The 24228-nt window shown below is 68.7% G+C and carries 22 protein-coding genes; 15 read left to right on the forward strand and 7 right to left on the reverse strand.

Translation table 11 applies throughout. The annotated features are described in order from the left end of the window. Positions 1-11: 11 nt before the first annotated feature. The 5 genes from ACP93_RS00385 (at position 12) to ACP93_RS00405 (ending at position 7105) form a co-directional block, all read left to right on the forward strand. Positions 12-1307: a sugar ABC transporter substrate-binding protein gene (locus tag ACP93_RS00385; protein WP_048488900.1), complete on the forward strand. Its 1296-nt coding sequence runs from the start codon at positions 12-14 to the stop codon at positions 1305-1307. Next, complete coding sequence (locus tag ACP93_RS00390; protein WP_048488901.1) at positions 1304-2185, forward strand: carbohydrate ABC transporter permease; 882 nt, start codon at positions 1304-1306, stop codon at positions 2183-2185. The genes ACP93_RS00385 and ACP93_RS00390 overlap by 4 nt, the downstream gene beginning before the upstream one ends. Then, positions 2182-3018, forward strand: coding sequence for a carbohydrate ABC transporter permease (locus tag ACP93_RS00395; protein WP_010342667.1), 837 nt, complete (start codon positions 2182-2184; stop codon positions 3016-3018). Before ACP93_RS00390 ends, ACP93_RS00395 begins: the two co-directional genes overlap by 4 nt. Before the next feature lie 431 nt (positions 3019-3449). Continuing rightward, positions 3450-6566: a discoidin domain-containing protein gene (locus ACP93_RS00400; RefSeq protein WP_048489133.1), complete on the forward strand. Its 3117-nt coding sequence runs from the start codon at positions 3450-3452 to the stop codon at positions 6564-6566. 110 nt (positions 6567-6676) lie between these two features. Further along, a complete protein-coding gene (locus ACP93_RS00405; protein ID WP_048488902.1) occupies positions 6677-7105 on the forward strand; it encodes a hypothetical protein in 429 nt (142 codons plus the stop codon). Between the two features lie 165 nt (positions 7106-7270). On the opposite strand, the gene ACP93_RS00410 is transcribed toward ACP93_RS00405, so the two are convergent. From ACP93_RS00410 to zwf, 5 genes are all read right to left on the reverse strand, one after another. Continuing rightward, positions 7271-7924, reverse strand: coding sequence for a bifunctional 4-hydroxy-2-oxoglutarate aldolase/2-dehydro-3-deoxy-phosphogluconate aldolase (locus ACP93_RS00410; protein ID WP_048488903.1), 654 nt, complete (start codon positions 7922-7924; stop codon positions 7271-7273). A gap of 81 nt (positions 7925-8005) precedes the next feature. Continuing rightward, positions 8006-9925, reverse strand: a complete 1920-nt coding sequence (gene edd, locus ACP93_RS00415) for a phosphogluconate dehydratase (RefSeq protein WP_048488904.1) — start codon at positions 9923-9925, stop codon at positions 8006-8008. A gap of 120 nt (positions 9926-10045) precedes the next feature. Beyond that, positions 10046-10765 (reverse strand): 6-phosphogluconolactonase, encoded by a 720-nt coding sequence (gene pgl, locus ACP93_RS00420; RefSeq protein WP_048488905.1) that lies wholly within the window; start codon positions 10763-10765, stop codon positions 10046-10048. Then, positions 10762-11769: a glucokinase gene (glk, locus tag ACP93_RS00425; protein WP_048488906.1), complete on the reverse strand. Its 1008-nt coding sequence runs from the start codon at positions 11767-11769 to the stop codon at positions 10762-10764. Before glk ends, pgl begins: the two co-directional genes overlap by 4 nt. Continuing rightward, the gene (gene zwf / locus ACP93_RS00430) at positions 11766-13202 is read right to left on the reverse strand and encodes a glucose-6-phosphate dehydrogenase (protein WP_204243614.1); all 1437 of its coding nucleotides are present in this window, start codon (positions 13200-13202) and stop codon (positions 11766-11768) included. Before zwf ends, glk begins: the two co-directional genes overlap by 4 nt. 446 nt (positions 13203-13648) lie before the next feature. Between zwf and ugpC the strand changes: the two genes are divergently transcribed. Then, positions 13649-14773, forward strand: a complete 1125-nt coding sequence (ugpC, locus tag ACP93_RS00435; RefSeq protein WP_048488907.1) for an ABC transporter ATP-binding protein — start codon at positions 13649-13651, stop codon at positions 14771-14773. A gap of 28 nt (positions 14774-14801) precedes the next feature. On the opposite strand, the gene ACP93_RS00440 is transcribed toward ugpC, so the two are convergent. Then, positions 14802-15674, reverse strand: a complete 873-nt coding sequence (locus tag ACP93_RS00440; protein WP_048488908.1) for a CAF17-like 4Fe-4S cluster assembly/insertion protein YgfZ — start codon at positions 15672-15674, stop codon at positions 14802-14804. Positions 15675-15713: 39 nt separating this feature from the next. On the opposite strand from ACP93_RS00440, the gene ACP93_RS20880 reads away from it, so the two are divergent. From ACP93_RS20880 to lolD, 9 genes are all read left to right on the forward strand, one after another. After that, positions 15714-15884 (forward strand): DUF1674 domain-containing protein, encoded by a 171-nt coding sequence (locus ACP93_RS20880; protein ID WP_081481960.1) that lies wholly within the window; start codon positions 15714-15716, stop codon positions 15882-15884. A gap of 60 nt (positions 15885-15944) precedes the next feature. Then, on the forward strand, positions 15945-16337 hold the full coding sequence (gene sdhC, locus ACP93_RS00445) for a succinate dehydrogenase, cytochrome b556 subunit (protein WP_048488909.1): 393 nt from the start codon (positions 15945-15947) through the stop codon (positions 16335-16337). Further along, complete coding sequence (gene sdhD, locus ACP93_RS00450; RefSeq protein WP_048488910.1) at positions 16334-16720, forward strand: succinate dehydrogenase, hydrophobic membrane anchor protein; 387 nt, start codon at positions 16334-16336, stop codon at positions 16718-16720. Before sdhC ends, sdhD begins: the two co-directional genes overlap by 4 nt. 33 nt (positions 16721-16753) lie before the next feature. After that, the gene (gene sdhA, locus ACP93_RS00455) at positions 16754-18544 is read left to right on the forward strand and encodes a succinate dehydrogenase flavoprotein subunit (protein WP_048488911.1); all 1791 of its coding nucleotides are present in this window, start codon (positions 16754-16756) and stop codon (positions 18542-18544) included. 105 nt (positions 18545-18649) lie between these two features. After that, complete coding sequence (locus tag ACP93_RS00460; protein WP_010342653.1) at positions 18650-19432, forward strand: succinate dehydrogenase iron-sulfur subunit; 783 nt, start codon at positions 18650-18652, stop codon at positions 19430-19432. Between the two features lie 126 nt (positions 19433-19558). Then, positions 19559-19807: an FAD assembly factor SdhE gene (locus ACP93_RS00465; RefSeq protein WP_048488912.1), complete on the forward strand. Its 249-nt coding sequence runs from the start codon at positions 19559-19561 to the stop codon at positions 19805-19807. Continuing rightward, positions 19758-20210, forward strand: a complete 453-nt coding sequence (locus tag ACP93_RS00470; protein ID WP_048488913.1) for a hypothetical protein — start codon at positions 19758-19760, stop codon at positions 20208-20210. The genes ACP93_RS00465 and ACP93_RS00470 overlap by 50 nt, the downstream gene beginning before the upstream one ends. Positions 20211-20233: 23 nt before the next feature. Continuing rightward, on the forward strand, positions 20234-21478 hold the full coding sequence (locus tag ACP93_RS00475; RefSeq protein ID WP_048488914.1) for a lipoprotein-releasing ABC transporter permease subunit: 1245 nt from the start codon (positions 20234-20236) through the stop codon (positions 21476-21478). Further along, a complete protein-coding gene (gene lolD / locus ACP93_RS00480; RefSeq protein WP_048488915.1) occupies positions 21471-22226 on the forward strand; it encodes a lipoprotein-releasing ABC transporter ATP-binding protein LolD in 756 nt (251 codons plus the stop codon). The genes ACP93_RS00475 and lolD overlap by 8 nt, the downstream gene beginning before the upstream one ends. Positions 22227-23083: 857 nt before the next feature. Here lolD and ACP93_RS00490 read toward each other — a convergent pair. Then, positions 23084-24148 carry an SDR family oxidoreductase gene (locus tag ACP93_RS00490; RefSeq protein WP_048488917.1) on the reverse strand — a complete coding sequence of 355 codons (1065 nt, stop codon included), beginning with the start codon at positions 24146-24148 and terminating at the stop codon, positions 23084-23086. Positions 24149-24228 lie beyond the last annotated feature (80 nt).

Consider the following 24228-nt stretch of genomic DNA (forward strand, 5'->3'; position numbering starts at 1 on the left):
GCACAGCACGCATGATCGGTCGTTGGTTGTCGTTGGGTCTGTTGGTCGTGGCGGTGTGCGGCTGCGCACGCGCGCCGCAGGGCGAGGTGGTGCGATTCTGGGCAATGGGCCGCGAGGCCGAGGTGGTGGCCGAACTGATCCCGCAGTTCGAGAAGGAGAATCCCGGCATCCACGTGGACATCCAGAACATCCCGTGGACCGCCGCGCACGAGAAGCTGCTCACCGCCTTCGCCGCCGACGGCCTGCCGGACGTGTGCCAGCTGGGCAACACCTGGATCCCGGAATTCGCCGAACTGGGCACGCTGCAGCCGCTGCAGCCCTATGTCGACCGCTCCAAGGTGGTCGATCCGAAGGACTACTTCCCCGGCATCTGGGACACCAGCGTCATCGATGGCCATCTCTACGGCATCCCCTGGTACGTGGACACGCGCCTGCTGTTCTACCGCAAGGACATGCTGCGCGACGCCGGGGTGACCAAGCTGCCGCAGACCTGGGCCGAGTGGGAGCAGGCGATGGCGGCGGTGAAGAAGCACGTCGGGCCCAAGCGCTACGCGATCCTGATGCCGCTCAACGAGTTCGAGCAGCAGCTGTCGCTGGGTCTGCAGATGCCTGATCCGCTGCTGCGCGACCACGACAACTACGGCAATTTCGAAAGCCCCGGCTTCCGCAAGGCGCTGGCGTTCTACGCCAACATGTTCGACCAGGGCTGGGCGCCGAAGATGTCGGAGACGCAGATCTCCAACGTCTGGGACGAGTTCTTCAACGGCTTCTATGCGTTCTACATCTCCGGCCCGTGGAACATCCGCGAGTTCCGCAAGGTGCAGCCGCCGGCGCTCAAGGACCAATGGGGCACCATGCCGCTGCCCGGTCCGGACGGTCCCGGTGCCGGGATCGCCGGCGGCACCAGCCTGGTGATCTTCCGCAAGTCCGAGCACAAGGATGCGGCCTGGAAGCTGATCGAGTTCCTGTCGCGGCCGCAGATCCAGGCGCGCTTCCACGCGCTGATCGGCGACATGCCGCCGCGGCGCAGCACCTGGGCGTATCCGTCGCTGGCCGACGATCCGCTGGCGCATGCGTTCCGCGATCAGTTGGAGCGGGTCAAGCCGGCACCGAAGGTCCTGGAGTGGGAGCGCATCGTGCAGGAGATGCGGCTGGCCACCGAGCGGGTGGTGCGCGGCGGCGAACCGCAGGAGAAGGCGATGCGGGAACTGGACAAGCGGGTCGACGAGATCCTGGAGAAACGCCGCTGGATCCACCAGCAGCATCGCGAAGGCACGGCGGCGCCGGCCGCGGGAGCGGCGCCATGAAGCGCGGTTCCCTGATCGGCTGGCTGTTCGCCGGCCCGGCGCTGATCGTGATCGGCGTGTTCTTCGGCCTGCCGGTGCTGTCGGCGCTGGCGCTGAGCGTCACCGACTTCGACCTGTATTCGCTGGCCGACCGCCACAACCTGCGCTTCGTCGGCTTCGGCAACTACCTCGAGTTGCTGCAGACGCCGATGTTCTGGAAGTCGCTGTGGAACACCACGTACTTCGTGATCGTCGGCGTGCCGCTGTCCATCGGCGCCTCGCTGGGCGCGGCGCTGCTGCTGAACGCGCCGGTGGCACGGTTCAAGGCGCTGTTCCGCACCGCCTTGTTTGCGCCGGTGGTGACCACCCTGGTGGCGGTGGCGGTGATCTGGCGCTACCTGTTCCACACCAGCTACGGCCTGGTCAACTACGGCCTGGCGCACCTGGGTATCGGCCCGATCGACTGGCTGGGCGACCCGCACTGGGCGATGCCGACCATCATGCTGTTCGCGGTGTGGAAGAACTTTGGCTACAACATGGTGATCTTCCTCGCCGGCCTGCAGGCCATCCCGCAGGACCTGTACGAGGCGGCGCGCATCGACGGCGCCTCGAAGTGGCGGCAGTTCCTGCACATCACCTTGCCGATGCTGGGGCCGGTGTTGCTGGTGGTTGGGGTGATCACCGTGTCCGGCTACTTCCAGCTGTTCGCCGAACCCTATGTGATGACCCGCGGCGATCCCCTGCAGAGCACGGTCAGCGTGCTGTATTACATGTTCGAGGAAGGTTTCAAGTGGTGGAACCTCGGCCGCGCCTCGGCGGTGGCGTTCCTGCTGTTCCTGATCATCCTGGGAGTGACGACGGTGATGCTGCGCTTCGGCCGCAAGAGGGACCTGGTATGAGCCGGGAGATCGGCGCCTCGCGCTGGAACACGCTGCTGGTCAACGGCGGGCTGCTGCTGCTCGCCGTGATCAGCCTGGCGCCGCTGTTGTGGATGGTGTCGGTGTCGTTCATGCCGGCGGGGCAGGCCAGCCGCTTCCCGCCGCCGATGTTGCCCACCGGCGCCACCCTGGCCAATTACGGCGAGCTGTTCTCGCGCACCGGCATGGCCCGCAACTTCGCCAACAGCTTGCTGGTGTCGTGCGCGATCACCTTCGGCTCGCTGCTGATCAACACCATGGCCGGCTATGCCTTCGCCAAGCTGCGCTTCGTCGGCAAGGAACGGATCTTCCAGATCCTGCTGGCGGCGCTGGTGATCCCGGCGCAGGTGGCGATGCTGCCGTTGTTCCTGTTGATGAAGCAGCTGCATCTGGTTAACAACTTCGGCGGCGTGGTCGTGCCGGCGCTGGCGACGGTGTTCGGCATCTTCCTGGTGCGCCAGTACGCGCGTTCCATCCCGGACGAACTGCTGGAGGCCGCCCGCATCGACGGCGCCGGCGAGCTGCGGATCTTCTTCCAGATCGTGCTGCCGATGCTCAAGCCGGTGCTGGTGACGCTGACCATCTTCACCTTCATGGCGGCGTGGAACGACTTCATGTGGCCGCTGATCGTGCTGACCGACCAGGAGCACTACACCTTGCCGGTGGCGCTGGCGGCGCTGTCGCGCGAGCACATCATGGACGTGGAGATGATGATGGCGGGTGCCGTGGTCACCGTGATCCCGGTACTGGCGCTGTTCCTGGCGTTGCAGCGCTACTACATCCAGGGCCTGCTGCTCGGCAGCGTGAAGGGGTGAGGCGCAACGCTTGCGCGCCACTGGCGCGCGTTGCGCCGAACGCCCGGCCATGGATGGCCGGGCAGGACGTTCTGGTGTGGGATGGTTGCGCCATGGATGGCAATAGCGGAGTAGAACATCGAGCGCCACTGGCTCGCGCGTTCGCGAACGCCTGGCCATGGATGGCCAGGCCGGACGATCTGGTGTGGGATTTTTGCGCCATGGATGGCAGCGGCGATGCGGAACACCGAGCGCCACTGGCGCGCGTTGCGCCGAACGCCCGGCCATGGATGGCCGGGCAGGACGTGTAGGAGCGGCTTCAGCCGCGACAGCAGACCGAGAAATGGCATCGGGGCCGACGCCCCTCTGAAAACAGCAGACACGCAACGCAACGAACGGGGAACACGATGAGGGACGGGATGGCGACGACGTGCGCACGCGCGCTGCTGGCGATGCTGGGACTGGCGGCGGCACACGCCGTTGCGGCGCCACCGACCTCCACGGTGACGCTGGACAGCTTCAGCGATCTGGACAAGTGGCAGATCGTCGTCTCCAACCAGGTCACCGCCTCGACCCGGCTGGTGCAGGCGCCCAGCGGCGGCCGCGCCAAGGCGTTGTGCCTTGACTACGACTTCAACGGCGTGTCCGGCTATGCCGGGATCCGCCGCACGCTGCCGATCGACTATCCGGACAACTACCAGTTCGCGTTCCAGCTGCGCGGCGATTCGCCGAGCAACGACCTGCAGTTCAAGCTGGTCGACGCCAGTGGCGACAACGTGTGGTGGGTCAATCGCCCGCGCTACGATTTTCCGAAGCAGTGGAGCACGGTCACCTTCAAGAAGCGACAGATCGACAAGGCCTGGGGACCGAGTCCGGAGAAGGAACTCACCCGCAGCGCGCAGATCGAGTTCACCATCTACAACCAGGTCGGCGGCGCCGGCACGGTGTGTTTCGACCAGCTGACCCTGACCCCGCTGCCGCCGCAGGACACCTCGCCGCTGACGATGAAGGTCAGCACCGATACCGCGCCGGCGCTGGAGCAGCGCATCGCCGACGGCAAGCCGGACACGGTCTGGTACAGCGGCAACGCCAAGAACCAGACGATCATGCTGGACCTGGGCAAGGTGCGCGAGTTCGGCGGTGCCAAGGTGCAGTGGGCGCCGGGGGTGTACGCCTCGCGCTATACCGTGCAGGGCTCGGCCGACGGGCGCAGCTGGCGCGAGTTGCGCCAGGTGACCGCCGGCAATGGCGGCACCGACTGGCTGGCGCTGCCGGAGACCGAGGCGCGCTACGTGCGCTTCGACCTGCAGGACGGCCCCAGCTTCCGCTACGGTATCGCCGATATCGCGCTGCAGCCGCTGGCCTTCGCCGCGACCCAGAACGACTTCATCAAGTCGGTGGCGGCGCAGTCCACCCGCGGCTGGTTCCCGCGCGGCTTCAGCGGCGAGCAACCGTACTGGACCATCGTCGGCCTGGACGGCGGCCGCGAGCAGGGCCTGGTCGGCGAGGATGGCGCGATCGAGGTGGGCAAGGGCGGCTTCAGCATCGAGCCGTTCCTGGTGCTGGACGGCAAGCGCCTGAGCTGGGCCGACGTCAAGACTGCGCAGAGCCTGCAGGACGACTACCTGCCGATTCCCAGCGTGGACTGGACCCACGACAACGCCGCGCTGCGCGTCACCGCCTTCGTGCAGGGCGAGCCGGAGCAGGCGCAACTGGTGGCACGCTACCGGCTCAGCAACCCGAGCAAGCAGCCGCACGACTACACCCTGGCGCTGGCGGTGCGTCCGTTCCAGGTCAATCCGCCCAGCCAGTTCCTCAACACGGTCGGCGGCGTCAGCTCGATCCGCTCGCTGGCCTTCGCCGGCACGCAGGTGCAGGTCAATGGCCAGCCGCGGGTGTTCGCGGTGCAGAAGCCGGATGCGGCCTATGCCAGCGCGTTCGACGCCGGCATCGACGTCGAACGGCTCGGCACCGACGCCAGCGGCCTGCCGCAGCAGGCGCAGGATCCCGACGGGCTGGCCTCCGGCGCGCTGCTGTACCGCGGGCGTCTGGCCCCGGGCGAGGTGCGCGAGGTGGCACTGGTGATTCCGCAGACCGGCAACGCCGCGCTGCCCGCGGGCTTCGACGCCGCGCGTGCGCAGCAGCAGGTCGCCGCGCAGTGGCACGAAAAGCTGGACCGCGTGCAGTTGCACGTGCCGGCGCAAGGCAAGGCAGTCACCGACACGCTGCGCACCGCGCTGGCGCACATGCTGATCTCGCGGATCGGGCCGCGCCTGCAGCCGGGCACGCGCTCGTACTCGCGCAGCTGGATCCGCGACGGTGCGATGATCTCCGAAGGCCTGCTGCGGCTGGGCCGCGCCGACGTTGTGCGCGAATACGTGGAGTGGTACGCGCCGTACCAGTTCGCCAACGGCATGGTGCCGTGCTGCGTGGACGACCGCGGCAGCGACCCGGTGCCGGAAAACGACAGCCACGGCGAGTTGATCTACAGCGTCGCCGACTACTACCGCTACAGCGGCGACCGCGCGTTCCTGGAGCAGATGTGGCCGCACGTGCTCGGCGCCTACACCTACATGGAGCAGTTGCGGCTGAGCGAGCGCACCGACGAGAATCGGGCGCGCAACGCAGCCTTCTACGGGATGATGCCGGTGTCGATCAGCCACGAGGGCTATTCGGCCAAGCCGATGCACTCGTACTGGGACAACTTCTGGGCGCTGCGCGGCTACAAGGACGCGGTGAGCATCGCCGCCGAGCTGGGCCGCATCGACGATGCCGCGCGCTTCGCCACCTCGCGCGACCAGTTCCGCCAGGACCTGTACGCCTCGCTGGACGCGGCCACCCAGCAGCACCACATCGACTTCCTGCCGGGCTCGGCGGAGCTGGGCGATTTCGATCCGACCTCCACCACCATCGCGCTGGCGCCGGGCGGTGAGCAGGGCCGGCTGCCGCAGGCCTTGCTCGACAACACCTTCGAGCGCTACTGGGGCGAGTTCGTCGGCCGCCGCGACGGGACTCGCGAGTGGAAGGACTACACGCCGTACGAGTGGCGCAACGTGTCCGCGTTCGTGCGCCTGGGCTGGCGCGAGCGCGCCTGGGAGGCGACGCAGTTCTTCTTCAAGGACCGCACGCCGCAGGCGTGGAACCAGTGGGCCGAGGTGGTCTCGCGCACGCCGCGCAAGCCGTTCTTCCTCGGCGACCTGCCGCATGCCTGGGTCGCCTCGGATTTCGTGCGCTCGGTGCTGGACATGTTCGCCTACGCCCGCGACGTCGACGACAGCCTGGTACTGGCAGCGGGCCTTCCCACCGACTGGTTCGACGGCAAGGGCGTGGCGATCGAGCAACTGCGCACACCGCAGGGGCCGCTGAGCTACCAGCTGCGCCGGCAGAAGAACCGCTTGCTGCTGAACATCCCCGAGGGCCTGCGCATGCCCAGCGGCGGCCTGGTGCTGCCGTGGCCATACCCGGGCGAACCCGGCCGCACCCTGGTCAACGGCGAAACGGCGCAGTGGGAGCACGGAGAGTTACGGATCCGTACGCTGCCGGCGGATGTGCAGGTGGATGTGCGGTGAGATGAAGCCGGGACTCGGGGTTCGGGACTCGGTGAAGCCGGGGCCCGGGACCCGGAAGGGCAAGAGCCGGCGCGAGCAGTGAGATTCGGAGGCGACGTCAGGAGAAGTGCATGAAACATCTGCCGGGCTTCCTGAAGAACGTCGAGGGAGATGCCAGCGGTTTCGAGGTGGTCGGTTTCGACATCGAGGAGGAGGCCGGGAAGCGCGCCATCCCGGTCACGTCATGGGGCAGGCTCGATTTTCCTGACAAAGGGCGAGTGGCTCATGCAGTCGCCGACGACATGGAGGCATCGGCCATCATCCGGGAGATTCTTTCGGCCAGAAGCGCGGAGTGCGATCTGACGATCGTTTGGTCGAATGCCGATCTTGCAGAAATCAAATGCAGTGCGCGATTGGTCATCGACCATGCGCTCGAGATAGTCACTGAAGATTGGGACGTGTGGATCTTCGGTGACGGCTGGGTCATCGAGAAGTATCACGAAGGAGAGTTGATTTTCTTCGGTGGTCATCCATCCGGACAGGCCGCGGTCCCGGACTGAAGCGGGAACACGCCCAAGCGCACGATGCAGTGCGCAGCATATTGCCGATCAACACAGCGCGGCCGCCATCACCAACAAAAGAAAGCGCCGGCATGCCGGCGCTTCTGCTTTGCTGTTTCGAGTCCCGAGTCCCGAGTCCCGGGTCCCGGGTCCCGGGTCCCGGCTTTACCGGGTCCCGGCAACTATCGCCGCCGCCTTCGCCGAGCTCTCGCGTACCTTGTCCCATTCGCCGTTGGCCAGCCAGTCCTTGGGCACCATCCACGAGCCGCCGATGCAGACGACGTTGGGCTGGGCCAGGTACTCGGCGGCGGTGCTTTCGCCGATGCCGCCGGTGGGGCACAGCTTGAGCTCGGCCAGGGGGCCGGCCAGGCCCTTGAGCATCGCCAGGCCGCCGACGGCGGAGGCGGGGAACAGCTTGCACACGCGGAAGCCGCGCTCCATCAGCGCCAGCAGTTCGCTCGGGGTGGCCGCGCCCGGCACCACCGGCAGCGGCGCCTGCGCCAGGGCGTCGGCCAGAGTCGGGGTGGTCCCGGGGGTGACGATGAAATCGGCACCGGCGTCGATCGACTGTTGCAGCTGGGTGGCGTTGAGTACGGTGCCGGCGCCGATCACGATGTCCGGCAACTCGCGCTTGAGCATCGCCAGCGCGTCCATCGCCACCGGCGTGCGCAGGGTCAGTTCGATCGCCGGCAGGCCGCCTTCGAGCAGCGCTGCCGACACGCGGCGCGCCTCTTCCAGGCTGTGGACGGTGACGACGGGCAGGATGCCGGCCGCGCGCAGCAGTTGTTCGGCCTTGGTCTGGTGTTCGGCGATGGTCATGAGCGTCTCGGTTGCGAAGGGGGCGAGGCCCGGGCCGCGCACGGCCAGGGCAGGGTAGGCGCGCGGCGGTAGCGCGGCCGGTCAGGCGTCCTTGGATTCGTGCGGCGCGGCGGCGGCCTCGGCATCGCGGCCCAGGTCGTACTCGGCGTCGTAGTTCCACAGGTCGCCGTCGGCGGCCGGCGGGCCGCAGGAGATCGACAGCGCGCCCTGGTCGGCGGGGCCGACCATGCGGCGGTTGAGCCCGAACAGGTTGCGGCCCATGTCGTGCGCGGCCGGCGCGGTGTTCGGCGCCAGCGGCCGCGCTGCCCATTCGGCGGCATCCACCAGCACTTCCAGGGTGCCGGCCTCGCCGTCCAGGCGCACGATGTCGCCTTCGCGCACCCGTGCCAGAGGACCACCACGCGCCGCTTCCGGGGTCACGTGGATGGCCGCGGGGAACTTGCCGGAGGCGCCGGACAGGCGCCCATCGGTGACCAGCGCCACGCGCCGGCCCTGGTTCTGCAGCAGGCCCAGCAGCGGCGCCAGCGAATGCAGTTCCGGCATGCCGTTGGCCTGCGGGCCCTGGTAGCGCAGCACCACCACGAAGTCGTGCGGCAGCGCGCCGGCGGCGTGCAGCTTGTTCAGCGCCTGCGGCGCGTCGATCACCACGGCCGGGGCTTCGATGGTGCGGAACTGCGGCTTCACCGCCGACAGCTTGATCAGCGAGCGGCCGAGGTTGCCGCGCAGCAGGCGCAGGCCGCCCTGCGCCTCGAACGGGTTGGAGGCAGGACGCACCACCGCCTCGTCGGCGCTCTTGGCCGGACTCGGCACGTAGGCCAGCTTGCCGTCCTGCACGCACGGCTCGTCGCCGTAGGCGCGCATGCCGCCGGGCACGATGGTGGCCAGGTCGTCGTGCATCAGCCCGGCGTCCATCAGCTCGCGGAACACGAAGCCGATGCCGCCGGCGGCGGCGAAGTGGTTCACGTCGGCCTCGCCGTTCGGGTACACCCGCGCCAGCAGCGGCACCAGCTGCGACAGCGCGTCCAGGTCGTCCCAGGTCAGCACGATGCCGGCCGCGCGCGCCACCGCCAGCCAGTGGATGGTGTGGTTGGTGGAGCCGCCGGTGGCCATCAGCGCGACCACGGCGTTGACGATGGCGCGCTCGTCGATCAAGCGGCCGAGCGGGCGGAAGTCGCTGCCCAGCGCGGTGATGCGCAGCGCGCGTTCGGTCGCCTGCTGGGTCAGCGCCTCGCGCAGCGGGGTGCCGGGATTGACGAAGGAGGCGCCGGGCAACTGCACGCCCATCGCTTCCAGCAGCACCTGGTTGGAATTGGCGGTGCCGTAGAAGGTGCAGGTGCCGGGCGCGTGATAGGACGCCGATTCGGCTGCCAGCAGTTCCTCGCGGGTGGCCTGGCCGGCGGCGTAGCGCTCGCGCACCTCGGCCTTCTGCTTGTTGGGGATGCCCGGGGTCATCGGCCCGGCCGGCACGAACACCGCCGGCAGATGGCCGAAGGCCAGCGCGCCGATCAGCAGGCCGGGCACGATCTTGTCGCACACGCCCAGGTACAGGCTGGTGTCGAACATGTCGTGGCTCAGGCCGATGGCGGTGGCCTGGGCGATCACGTCGCGCGAGAACAGCGACAGTTCCATGCCGGGCCGACCCTGGGTCACGCCGTCGCACATCGCTGGCACGCCGCCGGCCACCTGCGCGGTAGCGCCGAGCGCGCGCGCGGTGTTGCGGATGATCTCCGGATAGTGCTCGAACGGCTGGTGCGCCGAGAGCATGTCGTTGTAGGCGGTGATGATGCCGAGGTTGGGGGTGATCCCGCCTTCCAGCCGGCTCTTGTCGGTGGGGCCGCAGGCGGCGAAGCCGTGGGCGAGGTTGCCGCAGCTCAGGCGGCTGCGGAACGGGCCGTCGCGCAGCGCGGCGTCGATGCCGGCCAGGTAGGCGCGCCGCGACGGCGCACTGCGCTGGCGGATGCGTTCGGTGATCGCGTGGAGGGTCGGATGCAGGGTGGTCATTGGCTGAAGTGGCTATGGGGGGAGAGGCGGGACCCGGGACCCGGGACCGGGGACCCGGGAAAAGCAAAGGCAGGCGGTGCTGCTGTTCCGGGTCCCGGGTCCCGGGCCCCGGGTCCCGCCTCACTCACACCAATGCACGCGCAGGCGCGCACCAGGCGTATCGAAGGCGACGCGGATCGGGTACTCGTGCGGGTCGGTGCCGGCCAGCGCGCGCTCCAGCACCTCCAGCTTCTGCTTGCCGCGCAACAGCAGCATGCGCTGGCCGATCGGCGCCAGGCCGGCCGGGGTCAGGGTGATGCGCAGCGGCCAGGTGTTGGCGCCGGGGCAGCCGGTGGCGTCGAGCGCGGCATAGGGCAGCGGGTTGGTCAGCGCCTTGTTCAAATCGGTGGCGCCGGGGAACAGCGAGGCGGTGTGGCCGTCGCCGCCCATGCCCAGCACCGCCATGCACGCGGCCGGGGCGTGCTGCGCGTGCAGGTTGGCCGCGTGCACGCAGTCCTGCAGCGGCTTGCCGACCCGCACCAGCGGCTCGAAGCGCGCATCCTCGGTCCGGTCGAGCAGGCTGTGCCGGATCAGGTAGGCGTTGCTGTCGCTGTCCTGCGGCGACAGCCAGCGCTCGTCGACCAGGCCGACCTCCAGTTTCGACCAGTCCAGCGGCAGTTCGGCCAGCGCCTGGTACACCGGCGCCGGGGTGGTGCCGCCGGACAGCAGCAGGCGCGCGCCGCCGCGACGCTGGATCTCCTCGCGCAGCGCGGTGCCGATCTCGGCTGCCGCCGCGTCGATCCATTCGTCCGGATCGTCGTAGCGGATCAGCGTGATGCGGTCGGACAGCGTGGGGCTCATGCAATGGCTCCTGGGGATTGCCGCGCGGCGTCCACCGCGTAGGCGGCGGCGCCGAGCAGGCCGGGACGGGGATGGATCACCGCCAGCGACGGCACCCGCGCCATGATCGACGAAAACCGGCCCTTGTGCTCGAAGCGCTGGCGGAACCCGGAATGCTGGATCGCATCGAGCATCTTCGGCACCAGCCCGCCGGTCAGGAACACGCCGTCCCAGGCGCCCTGCATCAGCACCAGGTCACCGGCGATGGCGCCGAACACGGCGCAGAACACGTCCACGGTGCGCATCGCCCGGTAGTCGCCCTGCGCGGCGCGCGCGGTGATGTCCTCCGGCTGCAGCGGGCCCGGGTCGTCGCCGGCCATCTCGCTGAGCGCGCGATGGATGTTGACCAGGCCGGGGCCGCAGATCAGGCGCTCGTTGGAGACGCGGCCGAACTGCTGCGACAGCAGTTCCAGGATGCGGATCTCCTCCGGCGTGCCCGGCGGGAAGCTGACGTGGCCGCCCTCGGTCTCCAGCGGAAAGCAGCGCCCGCCGCGCATCAGCAGGCCGCCCACGCCCAGGCCGGTGCCGGGGCCGATCACGCCGTAGTTGCGCGGCACCTCGATCGGCGACGGCGTCCAGCTGGCGCCGCCGACCTGGACCACGTCCTGCGGCCGCAGCAGGCTGATCGCCATCGCCTGCGCGGCGAAGTCGTTGATCAGGTGCAGTTCGTCGAAGCCGAGCATGGCGCGGGTGCGCGCCCGCGAGATCACCCAAGGATGGTTGGTGATGCGCGCCTCGCCGCCGTCGACGCGGCCGGCGACCGCGAAGGTGCCGCTGCGCGCGTCCACCCCGGTCTGTTCCAGGTAGTGGCGGGCGGCGTCGCCCAGCGACGGGAATTCCACCACCGAGTAGGTCTGGGTGCTGTCGTCAAGCAGCGGCACCGAGGCGTCGAGATCGGCGAGGGCGAAACGGGCATTGGTGCCGCCGATGTCGGCGACCAGCACCGGGCGCTGCGGCGCGCTCACGGCGCGACCTTCGGCGCGGCGCCGGACTGGTCGCAGGAGACGTAGGCCTGCGCTTCCTCCGGCCCCCAGCTGCCGGCGGGGTAGGGCTGCAGCGGCAGCAGCGCCTGCGCCCAGGCGGCGCTGACGCTGTCGATCCAGGCCCAGGCGGCGCGCACCTCGTCGTCGCGCACGAACAGTGCGTGGTTGCCGTTGAGCGCGTCGAGCATCAGCCGCTCGTAGGCGATGCGCCGGTGCAGGCCGGTGGGCACCGACAGTTCCAGTTCTAGCGGCTGCAGTTCCAGCGCACCCCATTCCGGGCCGGCCAGGCTGCTCATCAGCCCCAGTTCGATGTTCTCCTGCGGCTGCAGCTGGAAGGTCAGCCGGTTCGGCGCCACCTGCTGCGCGGCCGGGCGCTCGAACAGCCAGTGGGTGACCGGCTTGAGCGTGACCACCACGCGGGTGGAGCGCTCGGCCAGGCGCTTGCCGGTGCACAGGCGGAACGGCACGCCGGCCCAGCGCCAGTTGTCGATGTAGGCGGTGACCGCGGCGAAGGTTTCCACGTCGCTGCCTTCCGGCGGCTGGTAGGCCTGCGCCGGCTGGCCGTTGATGGTGCCGGCGGTGTAGCGCCCGCGCACGCTGTCGCGGGCGGCATGCTCTGCGCTCAGCGGGCGCAGCGCGCGCAGCACCTTGACCTTCTCGTCGCGGATGCGGTCGGCTTCCAGCGACGCCGGCGGCTCCATCGCCACCAGGCACAGCAACTGCAGGATATGGCTCTGCACCATGTCGCGCAGCGCGCCGGAGCGTGCGTAGTAGGCGTCGCGGCCGTCCACGCCTTCGCTTTCGGCGACCAGGATATCCACCGACTCGATGTAGTTGCGGTTCCACACCGCTTCCAGCAGCGTGTTGCCGAAGCGCAGCGCGATCAGGTTCTGCACCGCGGCCTTGCCCAGGTAGTGGTCCAGGCGGAACACGCGGTCCTCGTCGATCAGCGCGCCGATCGCCTGCACGATCTCGCGGGCGCTGTCCGAATCGTGGCCGATCGGCTTCTCCAGCATCAGCCGGTGCGGCGCGGCCAGGGCGCCGCCCAGGGCCAGGCCCTGGCAAGTGCTGATGTACAGCCCCGGCGGGATCGCCAGGTAGCTCACGCAGCGGCGTGCGGTCAGGTCGCGCACCGCGGCGGCCACCGATTCGGCATCGCGCAGGTCCACCGAGCGGTAGTCGATGCGCGCCAGCAGCGCCTGCACGATCGATTCGCCGATCTGCGGCATTGCCGCCTGCAGGCGCGGCTTGAGGAGCTCGTGGAACTTGGCGGTGTCGTGCGGCGACAGCGCCAGCGCGCGGATGCGGAAGTCTTCCGGCAGGAAGCCGTCGTCGAGCATGCGCAGCAGCGAGGGGAACAGATAGCGCTGGGCCAGATCGCCGGTGGCGCCGAACAGCAGGAAGGTATCGTGCATCGACCGGGTTTCGGTTTCGGGTGACATGGTGTCGATCACCTGGGGGCTAGGAGTGACGTGGCGTGGGAAAGCGAACGGCGGGAACGGCCTGTATCCGGCCGGTTCGGGCGAAGGCGTGACGCGGGAGGGCCGCCAAGCGGAGACGCACGATCCAGGAGATGAATACGACTGCCAGACCTCTGAGCATACCTCTCCCATGCCTCATGCTGCAGGCCGGACTTCATCCGGCTGGGTGACGACGGCGCGCCGGATCGGCGGCTGGCGGATCGCATTGCGTGCCCTCCCAGGCTCGATGTTGCCCCGTGAAAACGGTTACATGGCAGAATACCGCATCGCGATGCATTGTTGCCTGCGCGCGGGCACGATGCGACCCGCATTCGTATGCACTGCCTTCGGGAGGGACCGGCGGCAGCCCGTTCCTCCTGCCGGAAACCGGATACCGCACCATGGCGAAAGTACAACTGGACAACATCCGCAAGGTCTACGACAACGGCCAGGTCGCCGTGCACGGGGCCAGCTTCGAAGTGGCCGACGGCGAACTGATGGTGCTGGTCGGGCCGTCGGGGTGCGGCAAGTCCACGCTGCTGCGGATGATCGCCGGCCTGGAAGAGATCAGCGGCGGCGAGCTGCGCATCGGCGAGCGCGTGGTCAACGAGGTGGCGCCGAAGGATCGCGACATCGCCATGGTGTTCCAGAGCTATGCGCTGTACCCGCACATGACCGTGGCCGAGAACCTGGCGTTCGGGCTCAAGCTGCGCGGCGAGAGCAAGGAGGTCATCCGCCAGCGCGTGGCCGCCGCCGCCGACACCCTGGGCCTGACCCCGATGCTGGACAAGCTGCCGCGCGCCATGTCCGGCGGCCAGCGCCAGCGCGTGGCGCTGGCGCGCGCGCTGGTGCGCGAGCCGGCGGTGTTCCTGCTCGACGAGCCGTTGTCCAACCTGGATGCCAAGCTGCGCCATTCGGTGCGCACCGAGATCGCGCAGCTGCACCGCAAGCTCGGCACCACCATGATCTACGTCACCCACGACCAGGTCGAGGCGATGACCCTGGGCCAGCGCATCGTCGTGCTCAAGGACGGGCTGATCCAGCAGATCGACACGCCGATGGCGCTGTACGACCGCCCGGCCAACCTGTTCGTGGCCGGCTTCCTCGGCAGCCCTGCGATGAACGTGCTGCGCGGACGGCTGGTGGAAGAGGGCGGCCTGCAGCTGCAGTTGCAGGACGGCGGGCGGGTGCCGCTGCCGGGGGCGCAGATCGCGCCGCAGTGGCTGGGCCGGGAGCTGGCGATCGGCGTGCGGCCGGAACACCTGCAGCCCAGTGACGATGCGCAGGGCGGCTTCGAGGCCACCATCGAGGTAATCGAGCCGGTCGGCAACGAGATCTTCGTCAATCTCAGCCATGGCGCGCAGCCGCTGGTGATGCGGGTGGCGCCGCGCGCGCTGCCGGGCCTGGGCGAACGCCTGCGGGTGGCGGTGCGCGGCGACGCGCTGCACTTCTTCGATGCCGAGAGCGGGGAGAGGCTGGAAAGCCGGGACCCGGGGCCCGGGACCCGGGGCCCGCAACAGCCGTAAGCGACGGCGAGTGCGGCTGTTGGCGCGCTCAGCGCGCCAGGCCCTCGATCAATGGCTGCCAGCGTGCGGGGTGGCCGTCGACGTCCAGCCCCGCCGGTGGTGTATCGTCCAGAGGCAGCACCGCCAATGCCAGGGTGCCGGCAACGCTGACCACGCTGCCGAACGGCTGGCCGTCGCGCTGCACCGGTGCGTCGATCGCGACGGTCGCATCCAGTTCCAGCAACTGCACGGCGCGCTTGGCCTTGCCCAGGAAGTGGGTGCGGGCGACGATTTCCTGGCCGGGGTAGCAGCCCTTCTTGACGCTGAAGGCGTGCAGCCGGTCCAGACCCAGTTGCTGTGGCGTCCACTGTTCGCGCTGGCTCGGTGCAAGCCGGACCAGGCCCAGGCGCAGGTCGGCCGCGCGCCAGGCCTGCGCCAGCGCCGGGTCGGCCGCCGGTGCATCCGCGGCCGCTGCCGGCACCAGGCGCAGCGTGCGCGGCAGGCCGTCGCCGCCCATGTCCAGCTCGATCACGCCGGCCTCATCGTGCGCCGACGTCGCGCCCCGTGCCTGCTCCGGTAGGCTCAGGCGACCCAAGGCAAGCAGTGTGTCCTTGATGGTGATGCGCAGCTTGCGCCGGAACACGAAGCGGCCCAGCGCCGTCGCCAACTCCTCGGCGCCGCCGTCGGGTAGCAGTGCCAGCAAGGCGTCGTCGGCCTGGCGCAGCAGCGCGAACACCGCGATCACCCGGCCCTTGGCGGTGAGCCAGGCGTTCCATTGCCACTGGCCCACGGCCAGCGCCTGCACGTCGTTGGCGAACTGCGCATGCGCGAAGGCCACCGCATCCGGGCCGCGCAAGGCGACGTATTGCAGGTGTGGCAAGGCGGAAAAACCGCCGGATTCCAGATTCAGGTTGTCAGGCACGAGAGGGGAGGACTAAAATTGACGAGTTGTGAGACCCGCATGATAGGCCAACCAACCCCCACACCCGAGTCCGATCCCGAAACGCAGCGGCCCGCCGAGGACACCCCTCCGCAGACCGAGCCTGCGCCGCGGGAGATCGGCGGACGCGGCGGCCTCGAGCCGACGCGCTACGGCGACTGGGAGAAAAACGGACGCTGCATCGATTTTTGAGCAGCTTTGAGCCAACGCGGCCTTAAGCACGCCGCCCAGCCGAGACAACGAGCCCAGCGAATGGCTACGCGCGAACGTCCTCTTTCCCCGCATCTGCAGGTCTATCGCTGGCAGATCCAGATGGTGACCTCGATCCTGAATCGAGCCACCGGCATCGTGCTGTCGATCGGTGCCCTGATCATCGCCGCCGGCCTGTTGGCACTGATGCTTGGCCCCGCCTCCTGGAACTGCTTCCGCGACATCGCCGGGGCCTGGTACGGCCAGGTCTTCCTGTTCGGCTGGACCTGGTGCTTCGCCTTCCACCTGTTCGGCGGCCTGCGCCACATCCTGCAGGATTTCGGCCAGGGCTACGCGGTCCGCGCCTTCGTCACCATCGGCTGGCTGTCGGTCGTGCTCAGCTTCGTGCTGACCGCCGCCGTGTGGGCCTACGTGCTGCTGGGAGCCAATGCATGAGCCGCTATCGCACCCCGTTGAAGAACGTCCGCGGCCTGGGCGCGGCCAAGACCGGCACCGAGCATTTCGTGGTGCAGCGCCTGACCGCCACCGCATTGGTGCCGCTGTCGATCTGGTTCCTGATCTTCGTGCTGAGCCTGCTCGGCTCGGACTACGTCGCCGCCACCGAGGCCGTGGCCAAGCCGTGGAACGCGATCCTGCTGGTCGGTTTCCTGATCGCCGCGTTCTGGCACGCCCAGCTCGGCATGCAGGTGGTGCTGGAAGACTACGTGCACACCTCGCTGCTGGCCCTGGCCGCGCAGACCATCGTGCGCTTCGTCGCCGTGCTCGGCGCCATCGTCAGCATCTTCGCCGTGGCGCGCATCGCGCTGGGCATCGCCTGATCCAACGGCGCCCCCTCTAGGAACCACATTTCGATGTCCGCTTACAAGATCACCGAACACAAGTACGACATGGTCGTGATCGGCGCCGGCGGCGCCGGCCTGCGCGCGACCTTCGGCCTGGCCCAGAAGGGCCTGCAGACGGTCTGCCTGACCAAGGTCTTCCCGACCCGCTCGCACACCGTGGCCGCGCAGGGCGGCATCTCCGCCGCGCTCGGCAACATGGGCGAGGACGACTGGCGCTACCACTTCTACGACACCATCAAGGGCTCGGACTGGCTGGGCGACCAGGACGCCATCGAGTACATGTGCCGCGAGGCGATCCCCGCGATCATCGAGCTGGAGCACTACGGCGTGCCGTTCAGCCGCACCGAGGACGGCAAGATCTACCAGCGTCCGTTCGGCGGCATGACCACCAAGTACGGCGAAGGTCCGTCCGCGCAGCGCACCTGCGCCGCCGCCGACCGTACCGGCCACGCCATGCTGCACACGCTGTACCAGCAGTCGCTGGCGCACAACGCGCGCTTCATGATCGAGTACTTCGCGCTCGACCTGATCTTCGACGAGGAAGGCGCCTGCCGCGGCGTGCTCGCCCTGGACATGGCCGAAGGCTCGCTGCACCTGTTCCGCGCCCATGGCGTGGTGCTGGCCACCGGCGGCTACGGCCGCGCCTACTTCAGCGCCACCTCGGCGCACACCTGCACCGGCGACGGCGGCGGCCTGGTGATGCGCGCCGGCCTGCCGATGCAGGACATGGAGTTCGTGCAGTTCCACCCGACCGGCATCTACGGCGCCGGCTGCCTGATCACCGAAGGCGTGCGCGGCGAAGGCGGCATCCTGCGCAACAGCAGCGGCGAGCGCTTCATGGAGCGCTACGCGCCGCACTACAAGGACCTGGCCTCGCGCGACGTGGTGTCGCGTTCGATGACCATCGAGATCCGCGAAGGCCGCGGCGTCGGCGAGCACAAGGACCACATCCTGCTCGACCTGACCCACCTCGGCCCGGGCGTGATCGACGACAAGCTGCCCGGCATCGCCGAGAGCGCGCGCATCTTCGCCGGCGTCGACGTGCACAAGCAGCCGATCCCGGTGATCCCGACCGTGCACTACAACATGGGCGGCATCCCGACCAACTACCACGGCGAAGTGGTGCGCAAGGACGGCGACAACCCCGATGCGGTGGTGCCGGGCCTGTACGCCATCGGCGAGGCCGCCTGCGTGTCGGTGCACGGCGCCAACCGCCTGGGCTCCAACTCGCTGCTGGACCTGGTGGTGTTCGGCCGCGCGGTGGCCAACCGCTGCGCCGAGACGATCAAGACCGGCGCCCCGCACAAGGGCCTGCCGGGCGATGCCTGCGACAAGGCGCTGGGTCTGCTGGACAAGCTGCGCAACGCCAACGGCAGCACCCCGACCTCGGTGATCCGCGACAAAATGCAGCGCACCATGCAGTCCGACGCGGCGGTGTTCCGCACCAGCAAGACGCTGAAGGAAGGCGTGGACAAGATGGCCGACATCTTCGCCAGCTTCGAGGACGTGAAGGTGTCGGACCGTTCGCTGGTGTGGAATTCCGACCTGATCGAGACCTACGAGTTGAACAACCTGCTGCTCAACGCGGTGGCGACGATCAACTCGGCCGAACAGCGCAAGGAAAGCCGCGGCGCGCACGCCCACGAGGATTTCCCCGACCGCGACGACGTCAACTGGCAGAAGCACACGCTGGTCACCGTCGACGACAAGGGCCAGTGCAGCTTCGACTACCGCCCGGTGCACATGTACACGCTCAGCAAGGACGTGGACGTGGTGCCGCCGAAGCCGCGCGTTTACTGACCAAAGCCGGGATTGGGGAGTGGGGATTCGGGATTCGACAACGCTTCGTTTCCTGCTCTCGCCCAAATCTCCAATCCCTAATCCCCAATCCCGGATTTAAAAGCCATGGCAGAGTTCACCCTCCCCAAGAATTCCAAGATCGGCAAGGGCAAGCACTTTCCCGCCAAGGGCGCGAAGAACGTGCGGACCTTCAAGGTCTACCGGTGGAATCCGGACGACGACAGCAACCCGCGGACCGACACCTACGAGGTGGACCTGGACGCGTGCGGCCCGATGGTTCTGGACGCGCTGATCAAGATCAAGAACGAGATCGACCCGACCCTGACCTTCCGCCGCTCGTGCCGCGAGGGCATCTGCGGGTCGTGCGCGATGAACATCGACGGCACCAACACGCTGGCCTGCACCAAGGCGATCGCCGATTGCGGCAAGAAGGAAGTGCCGATCTACCCGCTGCCGCACATGAGCGTGGTCAAGGATCTGGTGCCGGACCTGACCCACTTCTACGCGCAGTACGCCTCGATCAAGCCGTGGATCCGCACCCAGACCCCGCCACCGCCGGATCGCGAGCGGCTGCAGTCGCCGGAAGACCGCAAGAAGCTCGACGGCCTGTACGAATGCATCCTGTGCGCGTGCTGCTCGACCAGCTGCCCGAGCTACTGGTGGAACGGCGAGCGTTACCTGGGTCCGGCGATCCTGCTGCAGGCCTACCGCTGGATCATCGACTCGCGCGACGAGGACACCGGGGCGCGCCTGGACGATCTGGAAGATCCGTTCAAGCTGTACCGCTGCCACACCATCATGAACTGCGCGCGGACCTGCCCGAAGGGGCTGAACCCGGCGCTGGCGATCGCCGAGATCAAGAAGCTGATGATGGCGCGCCGCGCCTGATCGCGGCAGCGTACGTTCCACACGGCGGGGCTGCCCGCCGACCGCGCGGCACCGGCTTTCGGGTTCGGTGCCGCGTTCGTTTTCGGCGGCTGCCGTGCGGCGCCGCCCCAGGCAAGGGCGCATGCGATGGACGACACCACCGAACTGAAGAAGCTGCGCTGGCGCTGCCGGCGCGGCATGCGTGAGCTGGACCAACTGTTCGGCCGTTACCTGGACCGGCGCTGGGCGGAGGCTTCCGAGGACGAGCGCGGGGTTTTCCTATACCTGCTCGATTGCGAGGACGATAAGTTGTGGCGCTGGTTCATGGGCTACGAGGCTTGTCCCGATGCACGCGCCGCCGACCTCATCGCGTCCATCCGCGCCATGCCGGCTTGACTGGCGCCCCTCGCGCTGGCTGCTGGCCGCGCTGACCCTGCTCGGCGCGCTGGCGCCGCTGTCGCTGCTCGGTTCCGACCTGCCGCCACACCTGGCCTGGCCGGCGGCCGTGCTCGCGCTGCTGTACGCGGCGTGGCTGCTGCGCCGCGAGGCCAGGCGGCCACCGCGCACGCTGGTGCTTCCCGCCGGCGCCGGCGCGCCCAGCGTCGACGGTGTGGCGGCGAGCGACCTGCAGGTCGCCTGGCGCGGACCGCTGGCGTTCGTGCGCTGGCGCGACGCGCAGGGGCGCACGCAGCGCCTGGCGTGGTGGCCGGACACGCTGCCGGCGGCGGCACGACGTGAACTGCGTCTGGCCGCTTCGGCCCTTGCCGCTTCGTCTGCGCCGCCGCAAATGGCACCATAGCGCTCCCTGGATGGTGGCTGCGCATGTTCAAACCCTTACCCGTGGCCATCGGCCTGCGCTATCTGCGCGCCAAGCGCCGCAACAATTTCATCTCCTTCATCTCCATGGCTTCGATCCTCGGCATCGCCCTGGGCGTGACCGTGCTGATCACCACCCTGGCAGTGATGAGCGGCTTCCAGAAGGAGATCCGCGACCGCCTGCTGCAGATGGCCGCGCACGCCACAGTCAGCGCGCAGGGCGCGCCGATGGAGGACTGGCAGCACGCGGTGGACGTGGCCATGCGCGACAAGCGCGTCGCCGGCGCCGCGCCCTATGTCGAGGAAGAGGCGCTGCTCACCGGCCAGCGCAACCAGCCGGCGATCGTCCGCGGCATCCTGCCCAAGGAAGAAGCCAAGGTCTCGGTGCTGGCGCAGAAGATGAAGCAGGGCTCGGTCGATAGCCTGACCCCGGGGTCCTACAACATCCTGCTCGGCCAGGAACTGGCGCTGTGGCTGGGCGTGGGCGTGGGCGACAAGGTCGTGGTGATGCTCGGCGAGCCGCAGGCCAGCCCGATGGGCATGGTGCCGCGCTACAAGCGCTTCACCGTCAGCGGCATCTTCGAGGCCGGCTACAACGAGATCGACCGCGGCCTGGCGGTGACCAGCATGCCCGACCTGCAGCGGGTGCTGCGCATGGGCGACGGCGTCACCGGCGTGCGCCTGAGGCTGCACGACATGGACCAGGCCTGGAACGTGGCGCGCGATCTGGCGCTGAACCTGCATGGCCCGTACATGGTCAGCGACTGGACCCGCGAGAACGCCAACCTGTACCAGTCGCTGAAGATGGAAAAGACGGTGATGGGCATCCTGCTGTCGCTGATCATCGCGATGGGCGCGTTCAACCTGGTGTCCTCGCAGGTGATGCTGGTGACCGACAAGCAGGCCGACATCGCCATCCTGCGCACGCTGGGGCTGAGCCCGGGCGGGGTGATGCAGGTGTTCATGGTGCAGGGCACGCTGATCGGCGTGATCGGTACCGTCGCCGGCGTGATCGGCGGCATCGTGCTGACGCTCAACCTGGAACGGATCCTGGCCGGCATCGAGGCGGTGTTCAACATCAAGCTGCTGCCGGAGGACGTCTACTACATCACCGGCCTGCCCACCGACATGCAGCCGCACGACGTCATGGTGATCACCATCGTGGCCTTGCTGATGAGCTTCCTGGCCACGCTGTACCCGGCCTGGCGCGCGGCGCGCACGCAGCCGGCTGAGGCGCTGCGCTATGAATGAGGGCAGGGAGTTGGGAATCGGCAATCGGGAATCGAACGTGCAGAACGCAGCGACGCAGCAGGCGGCGATCCGCGCCGAAGGCCTGGCCAAGACCTACGCCGAAGGCAAGATGCGCACGCCGGTGTTCGACGGCCTGGAGTTGAGCGTGGCGGCGGGCGAGACCGTGGCCATCGTCGGCGCCTCCGGTGCCGGCAAGAGCACCTTGCTGCACCTGCTCGGCGGCCTCGACGTGCCGACCTCCGGCGAGGTCTACGTGGCCGGGCAGCGCATGTCGGCGCTGACCGACGCGGCGCGCGGGCAGTTGCGCAACCGCTCGCTGGGGTTCGTCTACCAGTTTCATCACCTGCTGCCCGAGTTCACCGCGCTGGAGAACGTGATGATGCCGGTGCTGCTCGGCGGCGCGCCGATGCAGGACGCCGATGCGCGCGCGCGGGCGCTGCTGGAATCGGTGGGCCTGGGCCATCGCCTGGAGCACAAGCCGGGCGAACTGTCCGGCGGCGAGCGCCAGCGCGCCGCGGTGGCACGTGCGCTGGTCAATCGTCCCGCTTGTGTGCTCGGCGACGAGCCGACTGGCAATCTCGACGACAAGACTGCGGCCAATGTGTTCGCGCTGATGCTCGAGCTCAACCGCGCGCAGCGCACCAGCCTGGTCCTGGTCACCCACGACCGCAGCCTGGCGCGCAAGCTCGACCGCGTGCTGGAACTGCACCAGGGCAAGCTGCGCGAACTGGCGCCTGCGGACGTTTGAACGCGCGCGGTGGCAGCCGCCGTAGCGCGGCGCCACCGCACCGCATGATGCTGGGCATGCCGCGGCCTGACGGCCGTGAGTGGCTGAAGCCTGTTGCGCGGAGTCCAGGTGTGACGGCGTCCAGGCGCGGCAGCGACGCTTCCTGGGGCAGCGCCTGCAATCGCGACGACAGGGCCGTGCTGCCCACCGATGCGGTCGGCGCCGCGACGGAAGGGCACCTCCACACTCGCGTTGTCGCGGCGCAGCCGGACACACCGTGACCCTCGTAGGAGCGGCTTCAGCCGCGACGGGCATTCCCGGTAGAGCCTGTCGCGGCTGAAGCCGCTCCTACAGTGGGGCTTGCGTCGTTCCTGCCCGCTGGTTCGCCGACAACGCGGCATTCGCAGTCCGCGAGTGATGCGAACGCTAGTGGCATCGCTATCCTGCCAACCAGGATCGTTGTAGGAGGGACGTCAGTCCCGACGCTTCAGACAACAACGCGTCGGGGCTGAAGCCCCTCCCACAGGGTGTGGCGCGGCGCGGCGTTGCTGCATTTGGAAAGGCATGACGATCGCGTCATCCAGCGGTGCATCCCCATCTGTCGCAGGAGTGGCTTCAGCCGCGACGGGGCGTCACCGAGAAAGCAAGCTGCGGCTGAGCCGCTCCCGCGAGAGCTTGCACTGTAGGAGCGGCTTCAGCCGCGACCAACGCAGCCGAACACATGGCAGCCTCGGGTTGCTGCCGGCAGCGAAACTGCTCCCGCAGCACCAGAAAAACCTTCTGCAGCATGACGAACAAAGGCGCCACCCCCAAACGCATTGCAACGCTCCTGGATTGCCGCTTTCGTGCCGCAGGATGGCCCTGGCAGGTAAGGTTCCTCAGGGAATCACCCGTTGCGCACGCAGCCGCGTGAACAGTTCCAGGAACGAGGCGCGGCTGTCGTAGTAGCCGAGGAAACCCAGATCGCGGCTCTTGGTCATGTCGTTGACGCATTCGATCTCGCGGCCCAGATCGGCATCGGTATGCCACCACGACGCGAGCTGGTTCACATCCGCCTGGACCAGCCCATGCTGCTCGGCGATCTCGCGCCACAGTGCCGGCGCGGTGTCCTGCAGGCGCGGCTGCAGCGGCATCGGCGCATCCGGATAGGGCGCAGGTTCCAGGCCGAAGAACGCGGCGATCTCGCCCCACATCCAGCGCCAGCGGAACACGTCGCCGTTGACCGTGTTGAAGGCCTGGTTGCGTGCGGCCGGACTGGTCGCGGCCCAGGCCAGTTGGCGGCCGAGCAGGCCGGCATCGGTGAGGTCGGTGAGGCTGTCCCACTGTGCCCGCGAGCCCGGGAACACGAATGGCTGCCCGCCGTGCTTGCACAGCGTCGCGTACACCGCCAGGGTCACGCCCATGTTCATCGCATTGCTGCCGTTGGCCTGGCCGATCATGGTGTGCGAGCGATGCACGCTCCAGCCGAAGCCGTGGCGCGCGGCGGCGTCGAACAGCAGGTCTTCCAGCGTGTAGTAGAAATTCTCGCCCGGCTGCCGCGGTTCGCTCTCGCGGAACGGCGTCTCCGCCTTGCCGCTGCCGTAGTGCTCGAACGAGCCCAGGTAGTGCTTGGTGCCGGTGACCAGCGCCATGTGCTGCAGCGTGGTGCCGTCGAGGCCTTCGCAGAGGTGCCGCAGCATCGCGCCGTTGGCGGCGACGTTCTCCTTCTCGGTGTCGCGTCGCGTCCAGGTGCAGAAGAACACGTGGGTGATCGGCAGCCCGCGCAGCGCGGCCACGGTGGCCTCGCGGTCGAGCAGATCGGCCGCCACCGGGATCACGCCGTCCTGCGGCACCGGGCGACGCGCCAGCCCATAGACGGTCCAGCCGTCGGCGACCAGCACGTTGGCGAGGTTATAGCCGGAGATGCCAGTGACTCCGACGATCAGTGCGATGCCCTTGCGCATGCGCGCACTCCTTACGACGTTGGGCACTGCACCATAGGCGCCTGGCGATGAAGCCGCGGCGAACTGCGCCGGGACTGTGA

Source organism: Xanthomonas sp. NCPPB 1128 (assembly GCF_001043115.1).
Classification (GTDB): Bacteria; Pseudomonadota; Gammaproteobacteria; order Xanthomonadales; family Xanthomonadaceae; genus Xanthomonas_A.

Excerpts from the sequence above, each read along its gene's own strand:
- sdhC (WP_048488909.1), top strand. The coding sequence starts at position 15,945 with ATGGCTACGCGCGAACGTCCTCTTTCCCCGCATCTGCAGGTCTATCGC.
- ACP93_RS00490 (WP_048488917.1), bottom strand. The coding sequence starts at position 24,148 with ATGCGCAAGGGCATCGCACTGATCGTCGGAGTCACTGGCATCTCCGGC.
- ACP93_RS20880 (WP_081481960.1), top strand. The coding sequence starts at position 15,714 with ATGATAGGCCAACCAACCCCCACACCCGAGTCCGATCCCGAAACGCAG.
- ACP93_RS00395 (WP_010342667.1), top strand. The coding sequence starts at position 2,182 with ATGAGCCGGGAGATCGGCGCCTCGCGCTGGAACACGCTGCTGGTCAAC.
- ACP93_RS00385 (WP_048488900.1), top strand. The coding sequence starts at position 12 with ATGATCGGTCGTTGGTTGTCGTTGGGTCTGTTGGTCGTGGCGGTGTGC.
- ACP93_RS00405 (WP_048488902.1), top strand. The coding sequence starts at position 6,677 with ATGAAACATCTGCCGGGCTTCCTGAAGAACGTCGAGGGAGATGCCAGC.
- ACP93_RS00470 (WP_048488913.1), top strand. The coding sequence starts at position 19,758 with ATGCACGCGCCGCCGACCTCATCGCGTCCATCCGCGCCATGCCGGCTT.
- ACP93_RS00390 (WP_048488901.1), top strand. The coding sequence starts at position 1,304 with ATGAAGCGCGGTTCCCTGATCGGCTGGCTGTTCGCCGGCCCGGCGCTG.
- sdhA (WP_048488911.1), top strand. The coding sequence starts at position 16,754 with ATGTCCGCTTACAAGATCACCGAACACAAGTACGACATGGTCGTGATC.
- ACP93_RS00400 (WP_048489133.1), top strand. The coding sequence starts at position 3,450 with ATGCTGGGACTGGCGGCGGCACACGCCGTTGCGGCGCCACCGACCTCC.
- ACP93_RS00460 (WP_010342653.1), top strand. The coding sequence starts at position 18,650 with ATGGCAGAGTTCACCCTCCCCAAGAATTCCAAGATCGGCAAGGGCAAG.
- pgl (WP_048488905.1), bottom strand. The coding sequence starts at position 10,765 with ATGAGCCCCACGCTGTCCGACCGCATCACGCTGATCCGCTACGACGAT.
- edd (WP_048488904.1), bottom strand. The coding sequence starts at position 9,925 with ATGACCACCCTGCATCCGACCCTCCACGCGATCACCGAACGCATCCGC.
- ACP93_RS00475 (WP_048488914.1), top strand. The coding sequence starts at position 20,234 with ATGTTCAAACCCTTACCCGTGGCCATCGGCCTGCGCTATCTGCGCGCC.
- sdhD (WP_048488910.1), top strand. The coding sequence starts at position 16,334 with ATGAGCCGCTATCGCACCCCGTTGAAGAACGTCCGCGGCCTGGGCGCG.
- zwf (WP_204243614.1), bottom strand. The coding sequence starts at position 13,202 with ATGCACGATACCTTCCTGCTGTTCGGCGCCACCGGCGATCTGGCCCAG.
- lolD (WP_048488915.1), top strand. The coding sequence starts at position 21,471 with ATGAATGAGGGCAGGGAGTTGGGAATCGGCAATCGGGAATCGAACGTG.
- ACP93_RS00410 (WP_048488903.1), bottom strand. The coding sequence starts at position 7,924 with ATGACCATCGCCGAACACCAGACCAAGGCCGAACAACTGCTGCGCGCG.
- ugpC (WP_048488907.1), top strand. The coding sequence starts at position 13,649 with ATGGCGAAAGTACAACTGGACAACATCCGCAAGGTCTACGACAACGGC.
- ACP93_RS00465 (WP_048488912.1), top strand. The coding sequence starts at position 19,559 with ATGGACGACACCACCGAACTGAAGAAGCTGCGCTGGCGCTGCCGGCGC.